The sequence below is a fragment of the Streptomyces sp. CNZ301 genome, assembly GCF_004217425.1.
Map to the genome: position 1 here is coordinate 1320365 of NZ_SHLG01000001.1, position 19435 is coordinate 1339799.

Here is a 19435-nt window from a genome sequence, read left to right on the forward strand (position 1 = left end):
TCCCTCCTGAGGTCATCGGGGTGCGGCTGGGACCCACGCGCTCGCGTCCCGGCCATGGCACCGGGTGAGCCCGGCGGCCGGCATGCGAGCAGGGCGTGGGGGACGGCCCGGCCTCGGGGCCCAGCCAGTCACCACCCTAGCGGCACACGGTCGCCGCCAGGACCTCCGTCTCACGTGGGGCGAGGCGCCGGTGTGCTGCGTGCGGCCCGGGCCCCGCGCGGTCGCGGACAGACGCGAGGGGCCGGGCTCCCCGTCGGGAAGCCCGGCCCCTCGTCCGTGGCTGCGCGGTCCGCCCACGGGCGGTGCCGCGGCGGCTCAGTGGTGGCCGTGGCCGCTCGTGATCTCCTTGTACTCCTCGGCGGTCGGCTTGGGGATCTGCGCCTGCTCGCCGTAGTAGCCCTTGGACAGCCGGGCGCGCAGCTTCTGCCCGCGGCCGACCTTCCGCTGGACACCGTTCTCGTCCACCTCGGGGCCGGGCTCGTACGGCTTGTGCTGCTCGTGCGCGGTGAGGGTGTGCAGCTGCTCCTGCGAGAGCTGCTCGTGCACCTCGATGAACTCACCGTGCGGGAGCCGCTTGATGATGCCGGACTCGCGCCCGTGCAGCACCTTTTCCCTGTCGCGGCGCTGGAGCCCCAGGCACGCGCGCCGGGTGACGACGAAGACGATCACCGGCACCACGAAGAAGGCGATCCGCACGAACCATGTGATCGAGTTGATCGACAGGTCGAAGTGCGTGGCGACCAGGTCGTTTCCGCCGCCGATCAGCATCACCGTGTACCAGGCGACCCAGGCCGCGCCGAATGCCGTACGGGTCGGGGCGTTGCGGGGGCGGTCCGCGATGTGGTGTTCGCGTTTGTCGCCCGTCACCCACGACTCGATGAACGGATAGACGGCGATCGCAGCGAGCACCAGCGGGAAGATCATCAGCGGGATGAACACGCCCAACACGAGTGTGTGGCCCCACAGATGGATCTCCCAGCCGGGCATGATGCGGATCAGACCCTCGGAGAATCCCATGTACCAGTCGGGCTGCGCGTTGGTCGACACCTGGTCCGGCCTGTACGGGCCCAGCACCCAGATCGGGTTGACGGTGAAGGCCGCGGAGATGGCGGAGATGACGCCGAAGACGAGGAAGAAGAAGCCTCCGGCCTTTGCCATGTAGACCGGCAGCAGCGGCATGCCGACCACGTTCTTGTTCGTACGGCCGGGACCGGCGAACTGCGTGTGCTTGTGGTAGAAGACCAGGATCAGATGCGCCACGAGCAGGCCCAGCATGATCCCGGGCAGCAGCAGTACGTGGACCGAGAAGAACCGCGCGACGAAGTCGTGCCCGGGGAACTCTCCGCCGAAGAGGAACATCGACAGGTACGTGCCGACGATGGGCACGGAGAGGATCGCTCCCTCCATGAACCGCACGCCGGTGCCCGAGAGCAGGTCGTCCGGCAGGGAGTAGCCGGTGAAGCCGGTGAACATGCCCAGCACGAACAGCAGGAAGCCGAACAGCCAGTTGATCTCGCGCGGCTTGCGGAAGGCGCCGGTGAAGAAGACGCGCATCATGTGCACGAACATCGCGCCGAGGAAGATCAGCGCCGCCCAGTGGTGGATCTGCCGCACGAGCAGACCGCCTCGGACGTCGAAGCTGATGTCCAGCGTCGAGGCGAACGCCTCCGACATCCGCACACCCTGCATCGGCACGTAACTGCCGTGGTACTCCACCTCGTTCATCGAAGGGTGGAAGAACAGCGTCAGGTACACGCCGGTCAGGATGATGATGATGAAGCTGTAGAGCGCGACCTCACCCAGCATGAAGGACCAGTGGTCCGGGAAGATCTTGCGCATGTTGGCCTTGGCCAGGGTGTAGATGCCCAGGCGGCCGTCGGCCCAGTCCGCGACCCGCTCGCCGGCGGGTGCCTTGCGCTTCGGGGCGGTGGTCTCGGTTGCTGTACTCATGCTCGACGCTCCCAGTAGGCCGGGCCCACGGGTTCTTCGAAGTCGCCCTGCGCCTCGAGGAATCCTTCGTTGTTGACGCTGATCTTCAGCTGCGGCAGCGCGTGGCCGGCCGGGCCGAAGATCACTCGTGCACCGTCGGCCATGTCGAAGGTCGACTGGTGGCACGGGCAGAGCACGTGGTGCGTCTGCTGCTCGTAGAGGCTGACGGGACAGCCGACGTGGGTGCAGATCTTGGAGTAGGCGACGATCCCCTCGTGGGACCAGTCCAGCTCCCGCTTGTCCTTGATGTCGTCGGGCTCGAGGCGCACGAGCATCAGGGCCGCCTTGGCGATCTCCTTCTGGAAGTCCTCGTCCTCCTCCTCCAGGCCCTCGGGCATGGCGAAGGTCAGCGAGCCGACGGTGATGTCCTCGGGACGGAGCGGCTCGTGGGTGTTCTCGTTGACCAGGAGCTTGCCCTTGGCCCACAGCGTGTGCTCCAGCTTGTCCTCGGGCAGCGGCCCGAGGTCACGGAGGAGCACGACGCCGGAGAGCGGAACCAGGGTCAGCGCGCCGAACATTGTCTTGCGGATGAGCGAACGGCGCCCGAGGCCGGACTCCTTGGCGCCCTGAGCGAAGTCGTCCATGACCTTCGCCCGGGTCTCGGGCTCGGCCGAGACGGCGTGCCTCTCGTCGATCAGTTCGTGGTCGGACATCAGGGTGCGCGCCCAGTGGACCGCGCCCGCGCCGATGCAGAAGAGCGCGACGCCGAGCGTCATGCCCAGCGCGAAGTTCAGCGCACCGATGCGTCCCGCCGGCCACACGTAGATGATCTTGTCGATCGGGATGAGCACGAAGCTCGCGATGAAGCCCAGCGTCGCCAGCATCGACGTGGTGAACAGCATCGCCACGACGCGCTCGGAGCGCTTGGCGGCGCGCTCGTCGATGTCCTGGATCCGCGGCTCGTGCGGCGGCATGCCGGGGTCGGCGAACGGATCGTCCGCGACGGCCACGGCGCCGTGACCGTTCTGCTGCTCGGTCGGCAGGTTCTTCTCAGTCACGTTCTCGTGTGATCCAGTCTCGCTCATGACTTCCTGGCCTTTGCGGTCCGAGCTGCGACCCAGATGGCGACGAGGATGAGAACGCCGAGACCGAAGATCCAGGCGAACAGGCCCTCGACCACGGGGCCCAGGCCGCCCAGCTTGTAACCGCCGGGGCTGTCGGACTCCTTGCTGTTCACCGCCTTCAGGTACGCGGCGATGTCCCGCTTGTCCTGCTCGGGCATCACCTTGTCCGGGAAGGAAGGCATGTTCTGCGGGCCGGTCTGCATGGCCTCGTAGACGTGCTTGGAATCCACATCACCGAGGCCGGGCGCGTACTTCCCGTGCGTCAGGGCCCCGCCCTCACCGGTGAAATTGTGGCACTGGGCGCAGTTCGTGCGGAAGAGCTGACCGCCGTTGGCGATGTCGGCGCCGCTCGGGTCGTACTGGCTCTTGGTGGGCGTCACGGGGCCGGAGCCCAACGAGGCGACGTAGGCGGCGAGCTGGTCGGTCTCGTGCTGGCTGTAGATCTTCTTCTTCTTCGGCACCTGAGCGCCCGGCTGCTGCGCGGGCATGCGGCCGGTCCCGACCTGGAAGTCCACAGCGGCGGAGCCGACGCCCACCAGGCTGGGGCCGTCGCTGGTGCCCTGGCCGCCGGTTCCGTGGCAGCTGGAACAGCCCACGTCGTAGAGCTTCTTGCCCTCCTCGATGGCGAGGGACTGGCTCGACGACTGTTCGGCCTTCGCTTCACCTGCGGGAGCGAACGCGGCGTACAGCCCCCCGGTGACCGCCAGCGCGAAGATGAGAACGACGAGCGCCGCCAGCGGATGGCGCCGTCGTGCGGAGAGCTTTTTCACGGATTACCCCGGTGTCAGGATCTTCTGCGTCGATGCGTGTGCTTTGTGTCTGTCACTGCCCGGCGCACGCTCGCGCGCACCGGCGCCCGATCAGCTACTTGATCAGGTAGATCGTGGCGAAGAGGCCGATCCAGACGACATCGACGAAGTGCCAGTAGTAGGACACGACGATGGCTGCAGTGGCCTGCTGATGGGTGAAGCGCTTGGCCGCGTACGTCCTGCCGAGCAGGAGCAGGAACGCGATCAGACCACCCGTGACGTGCAGCCCGTGGAAGCCGGTGGTCAGGTAGAACACAGAGCCGTAGGGATCCGAGGAGAGCGTGATGCCGTCCTTCTCCACCAGCTCCGTGTACTCGAAGACCTGGCCGCCGATGAAGACAGCGCCCATGACGAAGGTGATGATGAACCAGCCCCGCAGCTTCTTCACGTCACCACGCTCGGCAGCGAAGACGCCGAGCTGACAGGTGAGCGAAGAGAGCACCAGGATCGTGGTGTTCACCGCCGAGAAGGGCACGTTCAGCGAGTCGGCATGTTCCTTCCAGAAGTCCGCACCCGTCACGGACCGCAGGGTGAAGTACATCGCGAAGAGGGCCGCGAAGAACATCAACTCGGAACTCAGCCAGATGATCGTTCCGACGCTGGTGAGGTTCGGCCTGTTGACCGACGGGTGCGCGTGCCCGGTTTCTACTGCTGTTGCTGTCGCCACGCCGACATTATGTCGGTCGCCCATAAGGCCCTTACTCCCGGGGTGCCGTTCGGTGTGTCCGGCCAGTGTGTCCAGCTCAAACAAGCCTCTCCCCCGGGCATGCGAAGCGGTGTTGAGCGGCCCGGCGAGGGAGTAACATCCGCGCAGCGGCTCCTTGCCGCCACGTGATCACGAGCGAGACGTCCCGCGGAGGAACGATGCAGCCGACCGCCACGGTGCTGGTCTACAGCGACAACACCGACACCCGCGAGCAGGTGCGGCTCGCCGCGGGCCGCCGTCCCGCCGCGGACGTGCCCCCCGTGGAGTACGTGGAGTGCGCGACGCTCCCCGCGGTCCTCTCGACGCTGGAGAAGCACCGCATCGACGTGTGCATCCTCGACGGGGAGACGGCACCGGCGGGCGGCATGGGCGTGTGCCGGCAGATCAAGGACGAGATCTTCGACTGCCCCCCTGTGCTGCTGCTGATCGGGCGCCCGCAGGACGCCTGGCTGGCGTCCTGGAGCCGCGCCGAGGCCGCTGTCTCGCATCCGATCGACCCTGTCGCCCTCGCGGGCGCCCTGGCGGGGCTTCTCCGGGAGAGCGACGGGGCCTCTGCGCAGGTGCAGCCTCTCTGATCCCCCCTTGCCGGTGATCGTCCGGGCCCCGTGACGGCCCGAACAGCTCATACCTGCGGGCGCAGCCTGTTCACTCCGCCCTCGGCACCGGCGTCCTGACCCTTGTTGCCGCGGTGCAGTGCGCTGCCCTTCTTCCACTTCTCCCAGGACAGGTTCCAGTCGCCGAAGCCGTTCTCGAAGGGCGCCATGTCGTCGCCGTCGGAGTTGACGTACTTGACCGGGACTCCGTTGCGCACGTTGTCGAAGAACCACTTGGCGTTGGCCGTGCTCATGCCGGTGCAGCCGTGGCTGCTGTTGGAGACGCCGTGCGAGCCGCTGGACCACGGGGCGGCGTGCACGTACTCACCGCTCCAGGTGAGCCGCGAGGCCCAGTGGACGCCCAGGTCGTAGGACTCGCCGCCGCCGATTCCGACGCTGCTGCTCCGCATCCGTACGAACGACTCCCGGCCCAGGATCACCTTGGTGCCGTTGCGGGTCTCGAAGCCGGCCTTGCCGGTGGTGATCGGGATCTCCTTGACGACCTTGCCGTTCTTGCTGAACTTCATGCTCAGGCCCGAGGCGTCCGCCAGGGCTTCCACCCGGTCGCCGGTCTTCAGCTTGACGGGCTTCGCCTTGTCGCCGTACAGCCCTTCGCGCACCTTCAGGCCCTTCAGGCGTGCACTGACACTGATGGTCGAGTGCGCGGGCCAGTACTCCTTCGGGCGGTAGTGCAGCTTCTTGTCGTCGACCCAGTGCCAGGAGCCCTCGACGTGCGGGGAGGACTTCACGGTGAGCGCGCCCTCGACGAGCTTGCGCTGCTTGGCGCCCTTGACCTTGTGACTCAGCTCGGCGGTGACGGGCTGGCCGACGCCGTAGGTGCCGCTGTCGGGCCCGAAGGTGACGCCGAGCCGCTTGGCGTGTGCCGGCTTGGTCTGGAAGGTCAGCGTCCGGCGTCCCTGCTCGCCGGCACCGTTCTCGGTGCTGATGCGGACGGTGTAACGGACACCCGCTGCGAGGCCGGCGGTGCTCCGCCAGCGCTTGCCGTCCTCCGAGAGCTTGCCGCTGAGGAAGCGTCCCGCGGTGTCGACGGCGGTGACGTCGGTTATTCGCCCTTCGTCGCCCGTTGCGGTCACTTCGAGGGGCTTGGAGGGGTCCACGACCGCCCCCTCCTCGCCCGCGCTGACTGATATCTGGTTGCTGGCGTCGTACGGGGCCCCAGCGAGGGGGTTCCCGCCGCTGCCGACACTGCACGAGGCAAGTCCGACAGCCATCGGTACGAGGGTGAGGGCACAGCCGGCCGAGATCCGGCGCTTCGTCCTGTTCGAAGAGTGATTCATAGGCCCAAGGTAGGAACTGTCACCTTTCAGGGCCTCTTGGGCGCATGCAAATGGGTCGGCGCCCGGTGATCACCGGGCGCCGACCCATTTGCAGACTGCCTCTGCCTGGAACCTTACTGGGTGCGATTCTCGCCGTGGTAGTACTCGAAGACCCAGCCGAAGAGGCCGATGAACAGCAGCGGCGCCGAGACGAACACCAGCCACCATCCGAAGGCGACGCCCAGGAACCCGAAGGCCGCGCCGAGCCCGAGGGCGAGCGGCTGCCAGCTGTGCGGGCTGAAGAAACCGACCTCGCCGGCGTCGTCGGCGACCTCGGCCTCCTTGTTGTCCTGCGCGCCGACATCCACACGGCGGGCGGTGAAGGCGAGGTAGTAGCCGATCATCACCGCCAGGCCGAAGGCGAGGAACAGTCCGGTCGTACCGACCGGCTCCTTCGACCAGGCGCCGTAGACGATCGCCGCGGCGAGCAGGAAGACGGCCAGACCGAGGAACATCTTGCCCTGGATCTTCACTTCGAGTCCTCCTTACCACCGACGAGCGTCCGCTCGACGGCCTGCTGCTCGCCGAGCTGGTCGAGAGCCGCGACCTCGGGGTAGTGCAGATCGAACGCCGGCGACTCGGAACGGATGCGGGGCAGCTGGAGGAAGTTGTGCCGCGGGGGCGGGCAGCTCGTCGCCCATTCGAGGGAACGGCCGTAGCCCCACGGGTCGTCGGCCTCGACCTTCTTGCCGTACTTGGCCGTCTTCCAGATGTTGTAGAGGAACGGCAGGACCGACAGCCCCAGCACGAAGGAACTGATCGTCGAGACCGTGTTCAGGGCGGTGAAGCCGTCCGCGGCCAGGTAGTCGGCGTAGCGGCGCGGCATGCCCTCGGCGCCCAGCCAGTGCTGGACGAGGAAGGTGCCGTGGAAGCCCGTGAACAGGGTCCAGAAGGTGATCTTGCCGAGCCGCTCGTCGAGGATCTTCCCGGTGAACTTCGGCCACCAGAAGTGGAATCCGGCGAACATCGCGAAGACGACCGTTCCGAACACGACGTAGTGGAAGTGCGCCACCACGAAGTAGGAGTCGGAGACGTGGAAGTCCATCGGCGGCGCGGCCAGGATGACGCCGGTCAGACCGCCGAAGAGGAAGGTGACCAGGAAGCCGATCGACCACAGCATCGGCGTCTCGAAGGACAGCGAGCCCTTCCACATCGTGCCGATCCAGTTGAAGAACTTCACGCCCGTCGGCACCGCGATCAGGAACGTCATGAACGCGAAGAAGGGAAGCAGCACTCCGCCCGTGACGTACATGTGGTGCGCCCAGACCGTCACCGAGAGGCCGGCGATGGCGATCGTCGCGCCGATGAGGCTGATGTACCCGAACATCGGCTTGCGGCTGAAGACCGGGACGATCTCGGAGATGATGCCGAAGAACGGCAACGCGATGATGTACACCTCTGGATGCCCGAAGAACCAGAACAGGTGCTGCCACAACAACGCCCCGCCGTTGGCGGCGTCGAAGACATGCGCCCCGAACTTCCGGTCCGCCTCCAGCGCGAAGAGCGCCGCAGCCAGCACCGGGAAGGCCAGCAGCACCAGCACACCGGTGAGCAGCACGTTCCAGGTGAAGATCGGCATCCGGAACATCGTCATGCCGGGTGCGCGCATGCAGATGATCGTGGTGATGAAGTTGACGGAACCGAGAATGGTGCCGAAACCGGAGAGCGCCAGCCCCATGATCCACAGGTCGGCGCCGATGCCCGGCGAGCGGACCGCGTCGGAGAGCGGCGAGTAGGCGAACCATCCGAAGTCCGCGGCGCCGGACGGCGTGAGGAAGCCGCCGACGGCGATGAGCGAACCGAAGAGGTAAAGCCAGTACGCCAGCATGTTCAGCCGCGGGAAGGCCACATCGGGAGAACCGATCTGCAGCGGCATGATCCAGTTCGCGAACCCGGCGAACAGCGGGGTGGCGAACATCAGCAGCATGATCGTGCCGTGCATGGTGAACGCCTGGTTGAACTGCTCGCTCGACATGACCTGTATGCCGGGCCGGGCGAGTTCGGCGCGCATGAACAGCGCCATGACGCCGCCGAAGAGGAAGAAGGCGAAGGACGTGACGAAGTACAGCGTCCCGATCTTCTTGTGGTCCGTCGTGGTGGCCCAGTCGACGAGCATGGCGCCGGGCGTCTTCTGCCGTACGGGCGGTGCTGCCTCGGCCGTCGCGGCGGCACCCTTGGGTTCGTTGAGGATGCTCACGGGTTATTCGTCTCCGCATTCCTGGCGTCGCCGGTGGTGGCGGTGCCCGACGGGATGTAGCCGGTCTGGCCCTTCTCGGCCAGGTCCTTCAGATGCTTCTGGTAACGCTCCGGGGACACGACCTTCACGTTGAAGAGCATCCGGGAGTGGTCGACGCCGCAGAGTTCGGCGCACTTGCCCAGGTAGGTGCCCTCCTTGGTGGGGGTCACCTCGAAGCGGTTGACGTGGCCGGGGATGACGTCCTGCTTCATGAGGAACGGCACCGGCCAGAACGAGTGGATGACGTCGCGGGAGGTGAGGATGAACTGCACCTTCTCGCCCTTCGGCAGCCACAGCGTCGGCCCGGGGTTCTTCGTCTGCGGGTTGCGCTCGGCGGGTGTACCGACGGTGTAGACACCGTCGGCGCCCTTGGGGAAGGCCGTCCTCATCCGGTCCGGGATGGCGGAGAGTTCCTTGTCGCCGGTGTTCGAGGTGGAGGCCTCGCCGTCGACGTCCTCGATGTAGTTGAAACCCCAACTCCACTGGAAGCCCACCACGTTGATCACGTGATCGGGCTTCTTCGTGGTCGCGAGGAGCTTGGTCTCGTCCCGCGCGGTGAAGTAGAAGAGCACCGCGACGATGATGATGGGGACCACCGTGTACAGCGCCTCGATCGGCATGTTGTACCGGGTCTGCGCGGGAACCTCGACCTTGGTCCTCGAGCGCCTGTGGAAGAGGACGCTCCACAGGATGAGTCCCCACACCAGAACGCCCACGGCGAGCGCTGCCGCCCACGAGCCCTGCCAGAGGGAGAGGATCCGCGGAGCCTCGTCCGTGACCGGGGTGGGCATGCCGAGGCGGGGAAAGTCCTTGTATGTGCAACCGGTGGCGGTCGCCAGGACCAGGCCCGCGGCGAACGCCTGCTGCAGCTTCCGCCGCATCGGGCGCCGCGACATGGGGATACCGCCCACGCCCTTCGGGCGGTGGGGGAGGTCGGAGCCGTTGGGACTCACGTAGCGCCTTCCCGAGAGTCTCGCCCGCCCATACCGGCTCGGCCGTTGCTGGTCGGGCGCGGCCCCTGGCGCGGGCAGGGGTTTGATGTTTATGCGGGGCAAACCTTACTGGACCGATCTCGGGGCCTCGCCGGGAGGGTCCCCAACGCGCCGCGGGCCTCTCAACAGGCGCCCTGCGGCGGCTCGTCGGGCGCCGCCGCCCCCGTACGGCAGCGGCGCGTTAGCGTTCCCACGTGCCCTACTTCGATGCCGCGTCCTCCGTACCCCTGCACCCCGTCGCCCGAGAGGCGCTGATCGCCTCGCTCGACGAGGGGTGGGCGGACCCCGCGCGCCTGCACCGTGAAGGACGGCGGGCGCGGATGCTGCTGGACGCCGCACGCGAGACGGCCGCCGAGGTGGTCGGATGCCGTCCGGACGAGCTGGCTTTCACCTCTTCGGGTACGCGTGCCCTGCACACCGGCATCGCCGGAGCCCTGACGGGGCGCCGCCGGGCGGGCCGCCGGCTGGTCGTCTCGGCCGTCGAGCACTCCGCGGTGCTGCACGCGGCCGCCGCGAACGAGGCTGCGGGCGGTTCCGTGACCGAGGTGCCCGTCGACCGCACGGGGCGGGTCGACGCGGCGGACTTCGCCGCCGCGCTCCGCGAGGACACGGCGCTGGCCTGTCTGCAGTCCGCCAACCACGAGGTGGGCACCGAGCAGCCGGTGACCGAGGTGGCCGAGGCGTGCGCGGTCTCCGGGGTCCCGCTCCTCGTCGACGCCGCGCAGTCGCTGGCGTGGGGCCGGGCCGGCGAGGGCTGGTCGCTGCTGGCGGGCAGCGCGCACAAGTGGGGCGGGCCGCCCGGTGTGGGACTGCTGGCCGTCCGCAAGGGCGTGCGCTTCGCGGCGCCGCCGCCCACGGACGAGCGGGAGGCGGGGCGCTCCGCGGGGTTCGAGAACATCCCGGCGATCGTGGCCGCGGCGGCCTCGCTGCGCGCCGTGCGTGCCGAGGCGGACGCCGCGTCGGACCGGCTGCGCGGACTGATCGACAGGGTGCGTGCGCGGGTGCCGGAACTGGTCCCGGACGTCGAGATCGCCGGCGATCCCGTGCGGCGCCTGCCGAACGTGGTGACGTTCTCCTGCCTGTACGTGGACGGTGAGGCCCTGCTGCACGCCCTGGACCGGCTGGCGTTCTCGGTCTCCTCGGGCTCGTCGTGCACGTCCAGCACGCTGACCCCGAGCCATGTGCTGCGCGCGATGGGAGTGCTCTCGGAGGGCAATGTCCGTCTGTCGCTGCCGCCCGTCCCGGGGCCGTCGGCGGAGGAGGACGTGGAGCGCTTCCTGGAGGTCCTCCCGCAAGCGGTACGTGAGGTGCGCGGCCACCTGGACGCGCCGGGCCGGCCGCCGGCGGAGCGCGAGGTTCAGGACGAGCGGGATGAGCGGGACAAGGCGGAGGGCCGGGACGAGGCGGCGGCGGAGCGAGAGCCGCCCGCGTCGTCCGCCGGGCCGCCCTCGGCCGTGACGGTGGACGCTCTGGGGTCGCTCTGCCCGCTGCCGGTGATCGAACTCGCGAAGGCGATCGGCGGCGTGCCGGTGGGCGGTGTGATCTCGGTCCTCGCGGACGACGAGGCCGCCCGGGTCGACATCCCCGCGTGGTGCGAGATGCGGGGCCAGGAGTATCTGGGCGCCGACGGCACCGAGTTCAGGGTGCGCAGGCTCAACTGACGGCCCGGCCGGCCGCCCGATACACGTGTCCCGTGGGCGGGACGCGCCGCCTCCGCCCACGGGACACCGGTGCCGTCAGCGCGTCACTTCAGGTGCGCGGCGACCTCGGCGGCGGCCTCGTCGCCGTACTGCTCCGTGAAGCGCTCCATGAAGTGCGCCCGCTTCAGCTCGTACTCCTGCGTGCCCACCGTCTCGATGACGAGAGTGGCCACCATGCAGCCGACCTGGGCGGCGCGCTCCAGGCTCACGCCCCAGGCGAGGCCGGAGAGGAAGCCCGCGCGGAAGGCGTCGCCGACGCCGGTGGGGTCGGCCTTGGCCTTCTCCTTGGGCACGCCGACGACGATGGGCTCCTCGCCCTCGCGTTCGATGCGGACGCCCTTCGCGCCGAGCGTGACGATCCGGGTACCGACCTTGGCGAGTATCTCCTTGTCGGTCCAGCCCGTCTTGGTCTCGATGAGCTCCTTCTCGTACTCGTTCGAGAAGAGGTACGTGGCGCCCTCGACGAGATCGCGGATGTCCTCGCCTTCCATGCGCGCGATCTGCTGCGAGAAGTCCGCCGCGAAGGGAATGCCCCGCTTGCGGCACTCCTCGGTGTGCCGGGTCATCGCCTCGGGGTCGTCTGCGCTGATACAGACGAGGTCGAGGCCGCCGACCCGCTCGGCGACGGTCTGCAGCTCGATCAGGCGGGCCTCGCTCATGGCACCGGTGTAGAAGGAGCCGATCTGGTTGTGGGCCTCGTCGGTGGTGCACACGAAGCGGGCTGTGTGCCGCAGCTCGGAGATGTGCACCGACTCGGTGTCCACCCCGTGCCTCTCGAGCCAGGCGCGGTAGTCCTCGAAATCCTCGCCCGCGGCGCCGACCAGGATCGGGTTCGCTCCCAATTGCCCCATGCCGAAGGCGATGTTGGCGCCCACGCCGCCCCGCCTGATCTCGAGCGAGTCGACGAGGAAGGAGAGCGAGACGGTGTGCAACTGGTCGGCGACGAACTGGTCGGCGAACCGGCCGGGGAACGTCATCAGGTGGTCGTTCGCGATGGAGCCGGTGACTGCGATACGCACGGCGAAATCTGCTCCTGTCGGAGGACGCTGTCGGATGGCAGCATCACGCTACCTGCTCCCTCCGCTCAACCGAACAGGACGGAACTACCAGATAGTAGGGCCTTCCAGGCGCCTCACCTGCTGCGTAGCGTCGGACTCATGCGCAACCTCACGCGGCACACGGCCGCAGACCCCGAGTCGATGGACGAACTGCTGGGCGACTGCGCCCGCATGGCGCCGCACTGGACGGAGCCCGCATGGGCCCTGCACATCCCGGCCGACAGGGACGTCCCCGCGGTCGGCCCGGCCTCCCACGAAGCGCTGCACGGGGTCCGGGTTCCGGCTGCCTCCGCCCGCATGCTGGAAGGCATGTCCGAGTACGGCGTCTGGTGAGGGCGGGAGCCGCGAGCGGCTGACCGTTCCCGCTGTCCCTGAGATCTCCCGGGAACCTTCGCGGCCTCGTGCGGGAACCGCCGGAGCCTCGGCTTCGTCCCAGGTGTGCCACAACGGTCCAACTCGTCGGCAGGGGCGGGGCGGAGACGCGGTGGCGGAGCCGAAGGAGCGATGGCGTGAGCACCGAACCGTCTCCCACCTCCCGTGGGGAGACCCCTTCCGCCGGCGGACAGGGCGTTCCGGCCCGCAAGCACCGGCTGCCCGTGATCGCGGTGGCGGCCGCCGTACTGGTGGCCGGCGGCGGGGGCGCGTGGTGGGCCTCGACCGCGGAGTGGGGCTCTGTGGGCGCGGACAATGCGTCCGAGCCGCCCCGGCTCGCCCTGGACGGCCTCGCCTCCGCCGGCCGGAGCAGCGAAGGAGACCGGGAGCGGCCGGGCATCGCGCCGGGCGAACCGCACCCGCAGGTCTACCGCGCCAACGGCGAGCTTCCCGACGGCCCGGACAGCGCGTCCGTCTACCGGAATCCGGCACACGTCGGGCGTGCCTCCGTCGCCGCGCTCGCCGACGCGCTCGGCGTGAAGGGGAAGCCGGAGCGGAAGGACGGCCGGTGGATCGTGGGCGAGGACGCCGAGTCCCCCCGCGGAACCGCCCTCGTCGTCAACGACGACCGCATGGCCGGAAATTGGACATACCGGTCCGCGGACCGGCCGGTGCACTGTGCCAGGCCGCTGCCGACCGTGCCGCAGTCCGGCATCGTCCCGCCCGACCACGGCGACGCCCCGGACTCCTGCTCGTCGGTGCCGGGCTCCGGCAAGGGTGACCCCGTCTCGGAGAAGAAGGCCGAGGACGCCGTACGGCCGCTGCTGAAGACGCTGAAGCTCGGGGACGCCGGAATCGACGCGGGCGTGACCACCGGCCCGCTGCGCATGGTGACGGCCACCCCCGAGGTGGGCGGCATGCCGGCCAAGGACTGGAACAGCACGTTCACGGTGAACGAGGACGGCAAGGTCGTCCTCGGACACGGCAATCTGGGCGAGCTGAGGAAGGGCGCCTCTTACCCGGTGATGTCGGCGGAGGAGACCCTGAAGCACCTCAACAAGCAGGGGTCCATGGCCTCCGGCCCGGGTGCGGGCACCACGGTCCGCGAGCCGTGGGCCGCCGAAGACCGGGCGGAGCCCGGAAAGGCCGAGCCCGGAAAGGCCGATCCCGGGAAGCCGGAGCCCGGAAAGGCCGAGCCGGCACGGCCTGGCGGCACAGAGCCCGGAAAGGTGAAACCGCGCAGGGCGCTGAAGGTGACCGGTGCGGAGTTCGGGCTGGTCACCCGGTACACCGCCGGCAAGCCCGTGCTCGTACCGTCCTGGATCTACGAGGTGCGGTTCGGCGGTGACCACACCGCGAGCGTCGCCCACCCCGCGATCGAACCGGAGTACCTCGAACCGGCCAAGCCCGCGCAGCCGGGCTCCGGCACCGGTTCCGACTCCGATGCCGGCACCGGATCGGACCCGGGCTCCGGTCAAGCCGAGGAGACCGGAGCGGCACCAGGGCAGGCCGTCACTTCCTACACGGCGGACGGACGCAGCGTGAAGCTCACCTTCTGGGGCGGCGTGTGCGACGGCTACGAGGCGAGTGCCGAGGAGTCCGGCAGCACGGTGAAGGTGACGGTGCGCCCGAAGAACACGGACCCGAAGAAGGTCTGCGTGAAGATGGCCAAGCGGCAGACCGTCGAGGTCGAGCTGGACAAGCCGCTCGGTGACCGCAAGGTGGTGGACGCCACCGACGGGGAGGGCGTTCCGCTGAAGTGAACCAGCGATCGGCGGGTAGACGTCAGTAAGCGCGGCCCGGGCTTCGGCTACAGCACATCCGACGGACACGGAGGCGCGGGGGCGGGAACGACGAAGGCGGCGGACCCCTGGTGGGGGGAGTCCGCCGCCTTCGTCCTGTTCAGCCGGCCGGGCGTCCTGGTCAGTTGAAGGAGTCGCCGCAGGCGCAGGAGCCGGTCGCGTTCGGGTTGTCGATCGTGAAGCCCTGCTTCTCGATCGTGTCGACGAAGTCGATGGAGGCGCCGCCCAGGTACGGGGCGCTCATCCGGTCGGTGACGACCTTCACACCGTCGAAGTCCTTGACCACGTCGCCGTCGAGCGAGCGCTCGTCGAAGAAGAGCTGGTACCGAAGGCCGGAACAGCCACCGGGCTGGACGGCGACCCGGAGCGCCAGGTCGTCACGGCCCTCCTGCTCGAGCAGGTTCTTGACCTTCGCCGCGGCGGCGTCGGACAGGATGATGCCGTCGCTCACAGCGGTGTCGTCCGATACGGACATCTGCTTCTCTCCCGGGTTGTTCGGACTGCTCTTCCGCCGACTGCAACCGTCGGCGTCCCGGATTCATTCCAGGGGGACACGTTCTTTCTACGTCCTTCTCCTCCCTCATGCTCGCACACGCCCGGAGCGGCTGGGAATGCGTCACATCGACGCGAACGGCATCGTCAAAGTGACGTGAAGCGGTTATGATAAATAGCGTCAATTAGACGAAAAGCCGCTTGCGGCGATGGAGAAGAGGAAGGGTGGGTGCCGTGACCGCCCCACTGGACGTACAGCCGACTCCGCTGGCGCTGCTGCTCCTCGGCCGCGACGCGGACCCGAAGAGCGAGCGCGGCGTCGATTGCCCCGGGGACCTCCCCGCCCCCTCCGACCCCGGCCTCGTCGAGCGCGCCCGCGCCGCGAAGGCCGAGCTCGGCGAGCGTGTCTTCGTACTCGGCCACCACTACCAGCGCGACGAGGTCATCGAATTCGCCGACGTCACCGGCGACTCCTTCAAGCTGGCGCGGGACGCGGCGGCCAGGCCCGACGCGGAGTACATCGTCTTCTGCGGCGTGCACTTCATGGCCGAATCGGCCGACATCCTCACCTCCGCCCGGCAGAAGGTCGTCCTGCCCGACCTGGCCGCCGGCTGCTCCATGGCCGACATGGCCACCGCCGAGCAGGTCGCCGAGTGCTGGGACGTGCTCACCGAGGCCGGCGTGGCGGACGTCACCGTGCCCGTCTCGTACATGAACTCCTCGGCCGACATCAAGGCGTTCACGGGCCGGCACGGAGGCACGATCTGCACCTCGTCCAACGCCCGCCGGGCCCTGGAGTGGGCCTTCGGGACGCAGGAGAGGCGGCCGGGCGGCGGCAAGGTCCTCTTCCTGCCCGACCAGCACCTCGGACGCAACACCGCCGTGCGGGAGCTGGGGATGTCCCTGGAGGACTGCGTCGTCTACAACCCGCACAAGCCGGACGGCGGTCTCACCGCGCAGCAGCTGCGGGACGCGAAGATGATCCTCTGGCGGGGACACTGCTCGGTCCACGGACGCTTCTCGCTCGACTCTGTCCGGGACGTGCGCGAGCGCATCCCGGACGTCAACGTCCTGGTGCACCCGGAGTGCAAGCACGAGGTCGTGGCGGCGGCCGACCACGTCGGCTCGACCGAGCACATCATCAAGACGCTGGAGGCCGCACCCGCCGGGTCGAAGTGGGCGGTCGGCACCGAACTCAACCTGGTGCGGCGGCTGGCGGCCCGCCACTCCCCCGACAAGGAAGTCGTCTTCCTCGACCGTACGGTCTGCTTCTGCTCGACGATGAACCGGATCGACCTGCCCCATCTGGTCTGGGCGTTGGAGTCCCTGGTGAAGGGCGACGTCGTCAACAGGATCGAAGTGGACGCGGAGACCGAGAAGTTCGCGAAGCTCGCCCTGGAACGCATGCTGGACCTGCCGTGATCTGCGGCGGATGCTGCTGCAACCAGTGAGGGACACGGACGCCGAGGCCGTGCGGCAGCCGGCCTCGGCGTCCTTCGCCGCGTCGCACGGCGAGGGCTCGGCCGGCACCGGCGCGCCGCACGGCGCCGAGCCCTCGCCCGCGCCCGTCGCCTCCGTCGTCCGGACGCGTCGGCGGCGGCGACCCCGGCAGCCCGCACGCAGCCGGGAGCGGATCCGGCACCTGGCACATACCGGCCCGGGCGGGCGGCAGCTGGGTCGCCGCCGACGCGTCCGGACGTCCCGTCGAACTCCTCGCTGCCACTTCGCGACACCTGGCCACACGGCTGCTGACCACGGCCTTGCTCAGCCTCCCGGAAGGCGCCCGCGCATCGGCCCACGACCTGACGGCGGACCAGCAGGGGGCACCACCCGGGCCGCGAGGCCCAAGGGGAGGGCCGTGGACGTCGGCCTCGCCACGGGGCCGGAGGTGACCACCGGCGGCTACGTGTGCCTCCGGGGGATGCGGCCGCCCTCGCCGTACATCCCTTACGGGGCTTGCGGCGGCGGGCCGGGAGCGGTCCGGGACGCGGGTTCCTCAGTGCGAGCCGGGCCGCACGAGACCGTTCTCGTACGCGGTGACCACAAGGCGGGCCCGGTCGCGCGCCCCCAGCTTCGACATGGTGCGGTTGACATGCGTCTTGACGGTGAGCGGGCTGACGGACAGCCGCTGCGCGATCTCCTCGTTGTTGAGACCGCCGCCGATCAGCGTCAGCACCTCGCGCTCCCGGCCGGTGAGCACGTCGAGCGGGCCCTGATCGTTCCGGCTTCCCTCCCCGTTGCCGGCGTGCTCCCCGCCGGCCGTCTCCGTGGCGGCGTCCGGGCCCGCCTGCGCCAGGAAGGAGGCGATCAGCCCCTTCGTGGCCGCCGGTGACAGCACGGCCTCGCCCCTGGCGGCCGTACGGATCGCGGCCAGCAACTCCTCGGGCTCCGCGCCCTTGCCGAGGAAGCCGCAGGCGCCCGCGCGCAGAGCCTGCACGACGTAGCCGTCCACCTCGAACGTGGTGAGGATGACGACCCGCGCCCCGGCGAGCGACGGATCGTTCGTGATCGCCCGGGTGGCGGCGATGCCGTCGGTACCCGGCATCCGGATGTCCATGAGCACCACATCGGCGTCCGTCGCACGTACGGCGTCGACGGCTTCGGAGCCGTCGGAGGCCTCGGCGACGACCTCCATGTCCGGTTCGGAGTCCACCAGCACCCGGAAGGCGCTGCGAAGCAGCGTCTGGTCGTCCGCCAGCACCACACGGATCGTCATGCCGACGCGCCTTCCTCGGCCCGGGGGCCCGGCCCGCCGTCCACGTCCGTGGCCACGTACCCCTTCCCGTGCGCGGCACCGGCGCGGTCGTCCGCGCGGTCGCGGGGCCGGAGCGGCAGGCGTACGAACACGCGGAATCCGCCCTCCGGCAGTGGACCCGCCTCACACAGCCCGTGCAGCGCGGCGGCTCGTTCCCGCATCCCGATCAGGCCGTGCCCGCCGCCCGGCACGCCCGCTCCCCCGACCGCCGCATGGGCCGGGGCCGGGGCGGGAGCGGCGGCCGGATCCGCTGCTCCTTGCTCCGCCGCGGGCGCTGCCGCTGTCGTCTCCTCGGGGGCTGCACCGCCGCCGTCGCCGTCGCCTTCACCGTCGTCCGTGACGGTGATCTCCAGCCGGCCGGGCAGGGTGACGATCCGCACCTCGGCGTGCGCCCCCGCGCCGACGTGCTTCTGCACGTTCGTCAGCGCCTCCTGCACGACCCGGTACGCGGTCAGGTCCACAGCTGACGGCAGGGCCCGGGGCGCTCCCCCGCCCTCCCCCTCGGGCGGGTCCTCCCCCTCCGCTGCGACGTCCACCGAGACGGACAGCCCCGCCCTGGTGAAGCCCTCGACCAGCTCGTCCAGGACGCCCAGCCCCGGCGCCGGTTCGGTCGGCGCCGTGCTCTCCCCGGACTGACGCAGCAGGCCGACCGTGGCCTGGAGCTCGTTCAGCGCGTGCCGGCTCGCCTCCCGTACGTGCGCCAGCGCCTCCTTCGCCTGGTCCGGCCTGCGGTCCATGACGTGCGAGGCGACACCGGCCTGGACGTTGACGAGCGCGATGTGGTGGGCGACGACGTCGTGCAGCTCGCGGGCGATGCGCATGCGCTCCTCGGCCACGCGGCGCCTCGCCTCCTCCTCCCGGGTGCGCTCAGCCCGCTCGGCGCGCTCCCGTATGGCGTCGACGAACGCGCGGCGGCTGCGCACCGCCTCCCCGGCGGCAGCGGCCAGCCCGGTCCAGGCGAAGGTGGCGAGGTTGTCCTGCGCGTACCAGGGGCGGCTGCCCAGCAGCATGCCCGCGGCCGTGAGCACCGCCACGGTCACGGCGCCGACGCGGACGCTCGTGACTCGGTCCGTGCGGTTGGAGACCGTGTACAGCGCGATGATCGCGGCGATCACGATCGGCGCGCGGTGGCCTCCGGACGGGGCGCCCACGCGCGGGTCGACGACCAGGCCGACGACGGTGACCAGAGCGGTGATGCACAGCACCGGCATCGGCGCCCGGCGGCGGAGCACCAGCACACCGCAGGCCAGCGCCGCCAGCAGGACCGTCTGCGGGGCGATCTCGCGCCGGACGAAGCCGGGGCTGATGTCATGGCCGGAGGCTCGCGCGCCCGCGCCGAGCAGGATCGCCGCGAAGGCGCCCACGGCGATGAGTGCGTCCACCGCGTAGGGATGCGTATGCATCCACTGCCGCACATCGCTCATGGTGCCTGCTGAGGGCTTCGGCGTCATTGGGGGCTCGTCTGTTGCTCAGGCCTGCCGGACGGGCCGGAAGCGTCGAGGGTGCCGGTCTCGCCGGCATCCGCCGGGC

At 69.6% G+C, this 19435-nt stretch carries 17 protein-coding genes; 5 read left to right on the plus strand and 12 right to left on the minus strand.

Going from position 1 to position 19435, the window contains the following annotated elements; all coding sequences use genetic code 11:
• Nucleotides 1-315 precede the first annotated feature (315 nt).
• The 4 genes from qcrB to ctaE form a co-directional block, all read right to left on the minus strand.
• Nucleotides 316-1950 (minus strand): cytochrome bc1 complex cytochrome b subunit, encoded by a 1635-nt coding sequence (gene qcrB, locus EV375_RS05950; protein ID WP_130298513.1) that lies wholly within the window; start codon nt 1948-1950, stop codon nt 316-318.
• Nucleotides 1947-3014, minus strand: a complete 1068-nt coding sequence (qcrA, locus tag EV375_RS05955) for a cytochrome bc1 complex Rieske iron-sulfur subunit (protein ID WP_130298514.1) — start codon at nt 3012-3014, stop codon at nt 1947-1949. Before qcrA ends, qcrB begins: the two co-directional genes overlap by 4 nt.
• Entirely contained in the window at nt 3011-3823 is an 813-nt protein-coding gene (gene qcrC, locus EV375_RS05960) for a cytochrome bc1 complex diheme cytochrome c subunit (protein WP_130298515.1), read from the minus strand. Before qcrC ends, qcrA begins: the two co-directional genes overlap by 4 nt.
• Nucleotides 3824-3917: 94 nt before the next feature.
• Nucleotides 3918-4529: an aa3-type cytochrome oxidase subunit III gene (gene ctaE / locus EV375_RS05965; protein ID WP_055485541.1), complete on the minus strand. Its 612-nt coding sequence runs from the start codon at nt 4527-4529 to the stop codon at nt 3918-3920.
• Nucleotides 4530-4726: 197 nt separating this feature from the next.
• Between ctaE and EV375_RS05970 the strand changes: the two genes are divergently transcribed.
• Complete coding sequence (locus tag EV375_RS05970) at nt 4727-5143, plus strand: metallophosphoesterase family protein (protein WP_130298517.1); 417 nt, start codon at nt 4727-4729, stop codon at nt 5141-5143.
• Between the two features lie 47 nt (nt 5144-5190).
• On the opposite strand, the gene EV375_RS05975 is transcribed toward EV375_RS05970, so the two are convergent.
• From EV375_RS05975 to ctaC, 4 genes are all read right to left on the minus strand, one after another.
• Complete coding sequence (locus tag EV375_RS05975) at nt 5191-6459, minus strand: Ig-like domain-containing protein (RefSeq protein WP_130298518.1); 1269 nt, start codon at nt 6457-6459, stop codon at nt 5191-5193.
• 113 nt (nt 6460-6572) lie between these two features.
• The gene (locus EV375_RS05980; RefSeq protein WP_130298519.1) at nt 6573-6971 is read right to left on the minus strand and encodes a cytochrome c oxidase subunit 4; all 399 of its coding nucleotides are present in this window, start codon (nt 6969-6971) and stop codon (nt 6573-6575) included.
• Nucleotides 6968-8695 (minus strand): aa3-type cytochrome oxidase subunit I, encoded by a 1728-nt coding sequence (ctaD, locus tag EV375_RS05985; RefSeq protein WP_130298520.1) that lies wholly within the window; start codon nt 8693-8695, stop codon nt 6968-6970. Before ctaD ends, EV375_RS05980 begins: the two co-directional genes overlap by 4 nt.
• On the minus strand, nt 8692-9687 hold the full coding sequence (ctaC, locus tag EV375_RS05990; RefSeq protein ID WP_486588314.1) for a cytochrome c oxidase subunit II: 996 nt from the start codon (nt 9685-9687) through the stop codon (nt 8692-8694). Before ctaC ends, ctaD begins: the two co-directional genes overlap by 4 nt.
• 233 nt (nt 9688-9920) lie before the next feature.
• Here ctaC and EV375_RS05995 point away from each other — a divergent pair, with 233 nt between their 5' ends.
• Entirely contained in the window at nt 9921-11387 is a 1467-nt protein-coding gene (locus EV375_RS05995) for a cysteine desulfurase/sulfurtransferase TusA family protein (RefSeq protein ID WP_130298521.1), read from the plus strand.
• Between the two features lie 83 nt (nt 11388-11470).
• Here EV375_RS05995 and EV375_RS06000 read toward each other — a convergent pair whose 3' ends face one another.
• Nucleotides 11471-12445, minus strand: a complete 975-nt coding sequence (locus tag EV375_RS06000) for a carbohydrate kinase family protein (protein ID WP_130298522.1) — start codon at nt 12443-12445, stop codon at nt 11471-11473.
• Between the two features lie 138 nt (nt 12446-12583).
• On the opposite strand from EV375_RS06000, the gene EV375_RS06005 reads away from it, so the two are divergent.
• The gene (locus EV375_RS06005; RefSeq protein ID WP_130298523.1) at nt 12584-12817 is read left to right on the plus strand and encodes a hypothetical protein; all 234 of its coding nucleotides are present in this window, start codon (nt 12584-12586) and stop codon (nt 12815-12817) included.
• A gap of 176 nt (nt 12818-12993) precedes the next feature.
• On the plus strand, nt 12994-14619 hold the full coding sequence (locus tag EV375_RS06010; protein WP_130298524.1) for a hypothetical protein: 1626 nt from the start codon (nt 12994-12996) through the stop codon (nt 14617-14619).
• A 160-nt stretch (nt 14620-14779) separates the two neighbouring features.
• Here EV375_RS06010 and EV375_RS06015 read toward each other — a convergent pair whose 3' ends face one another.
• A complete protein-coding gene (locus EV375_RS06015) occupies nt 14780-15133 on the minus strand; it encodes an iron-sulfur cluster assembly accessory protein (RefSeq protein ID WP_130298525.1) in 354 nt (117 codons plus the stop codon).
• A 251-nt stretch (nt 15134-15384) separates the two neighbouring features.
• Between EV375_RS06015 and nadA the strand changes: the two genes are divergently transcribed.
• Entirely contained in the window at nt 15385-16572 is a 1188-nt protein-coding gene (gene nadA, locus EV375_RS06020) for a quinolinate synthase NadA (protein ID WP_130298526.1), read from the plus strand.
• Between the two features lie 574 nt (nt 16573-17146).
• Here the strand turns inward: nadA and EV375_RS06035 are convergent.
• Both EV375_RS06035 and EV375_RS06040 read right to left on the minus strand, forming a co-directional pair.
• A complete protein-coding gene (locus EV375_RS06035; RefSeq protein WP_130298528.1) occupies nt 17147-17866 on the minus strand; it encodes a response regulator transcription factor in 720 nt (239 codons plus the stop codon).
• Nucleotides 17863-19329 (minus strand): sensor histidine kinase, encoded by a 1467-nt coding sequence (locus EV375_RS06040; protein WP_207227991.1) that lies wholly within the window; start codon nt 19327-19329, stop codon nt 17863-17865. Before EV375_RS06040 ends, EV375_RS06035 begins: the two co-directional genes overlap by 4 nt.
• Nucleotides 19330-19435: the final 106 nt, after the last annotated feature.